This is a genomic window from Psittacicella hinzii, assembly GCF_003585885.1.
In the GTDB taxonomy this organism is placed as follows: Bacteria; Pseudomonadota; Gammaproteobacteria; order Enterobacterales; family Psittacicellaceae; genus Psittacicella.
The window spans coordinates 1-1,702 of the sequence record NZ_NRHC01000131.1 but is presented as its reverse complement, the minus strand read 5'-3'; the positions used below and the strand labels follow the sequence as shown (position 1 = coordinate 1,702).

2 protein-coding genes are annotated in these 1,702 nt (G+C 34.1%); both read left to right on the top strand.

The window, feature by feature from the left end; all coding sequences use genetic code 11:
- Positions 1-156 precede the first annotated feature (156 nt).
- Complete coding sequence (locus CKF54_RS07595) at positions 157-609, top strand: flavodoxin domain-containing protein (protein WP_119525751.1); 453 nt, start codon at positions 157-159, stop codon at positions 607-609.
- Between the two features lie 411 nt (positions 610-1,020).
- A complete protein-coding gene (locus tag CKF54_RS07590) occupies positions 1,021-1,386 on the top strand; it encodes a hypothetical protein (protein WP_119525750.1) in 366 nt (121 codons plus the stop codon).
- The last annotated feature ends 316 nt before the right edge of the window (positions 1,387-1,702 follow it).

The following is a 1,702-nucleotide window of genomic DNA, read 5'->3' as shown; positions in this document are numbered from 1 at the left end:
CAATAGTACTCAAACAATAGTACTCAAACAAAGGAAAAACGAAATAATTGATGTAAAATTTTTCGTGTTCTTCCAGATTGACTAGATCATTAAACTTACTAGATCATTAAATGTACTATCTCATTAATAACATAACCACTCAATAACTTTTATCTTATGACAAAATTTTACGTTATCTCTGGTTCTACTCTTGGAACAGCTGAAGTAGCAGCTGAAACTATTGTTGAAGAAGTAGAACAAAGCTTTGCAAAAAAAGCTGAATTACTTCACTCTCCATCTTTAGAACAAATTAGTGATGCTACGCACCTCGTAGTTATCTGTAGTACTCACGGTGCTGGTGAGTTCCCAGACACCTTTGCGCCTCTAGCTCAAGCTATTAGCAAAAGTGAAAAACCTTTTCCAAGTCTAGAAAAACTTCTACTAATTGGTATAGGCTCAAGTGACTATGACACTTATAACGGAGCAATTAGAGAACTTGCTAAAATCTTTGCAAGTAAAGGTATTGAACCAATTGTTGAGCCTCTACTAATTGATGTCGTAGAAACCTTTGAACCAGATTTAACAGCGTTATCTCTATTTACAGCTCATGCTGATGAGTTCTTTGCTTAATTTGCGCTGTACTCTATACTGTTTCATTTCGTTCTGCTAGACTGCTAGACTGCTAGACTGCTAAACAGCTAGATAGCTAAATAACTAAACAACAAAGTAAAGCCCGAGAATAAATCTCGGGCTTTATTAATTATTGAATTTTATTCACAAGAGTTTTTAAAATTTCCTACTTTATCAAGTAATTGAAAAACTCTATAATGCTAGTATAAAATTATTAAGCTTGTAATTTTAATTGACAACAAGCAATAGTAGACAATACGTAATCCATGTAACTCTAAAGCTGCAAGGCGATCACGTTACCTACAAAAACGAAAACAAACAACACTGCAACTTAACTGCAAACAGCTTAACTGCAAACAACACACAAACAACAATTTCATTCAATTAACAAAAACAACATAGGATCTAGTTATGAATCTAAAAAAAGCATTACTAATTGCCCTTATAAGTTCAACAGCATTAATTTCATTAAAAGCAACAGCTGATGATACAAACTTAGATCACACTTATGATAATGGTTACTACATCAACCAACGTGAAGAAGATAAAATCTCAGCTCTTGAAGTGAAAAACATTACGATCAATGATCAAAGTTTAACTGCGAGCCATGTAACTTACCGTGATGGAATGGAAAAACTAATCCTTGGTAATGTTAATACTGCAAACAAATACTACACTATCGATCGTTTAATCATCCAAGCTCCTGAAAGTATGTCAGTGGCGGATATCAATGCTTCTTTAAAAGTGTTAGATTTTAAAGAGCAACTAAGTAATTAATTGCCTGTTGAGCATGAAATAGCGAAACGCTAACAGCTAACAGCTAACAGCTCCAGAATACCAAATATACCGAAGACCTTGGACTAATAGTCTAAGGTCTTCTTCCTTTTTAACTTACTCACGAGCTCTATCTTTTACTTTGTTTTTTAACCCCTCTTATTTATACTCTGGGTATTTCCCACGCTAATTTGCGGTATCTAGATCTAGTTACCCTTGGTCTATCTAAACTAAACACTCCCTTAATCTTCAGATCCTTTGTTTCCCTGCTCCTTATATCCTTAAGATCTTTAGCTATTTATAGGGATTCCCGAACAAA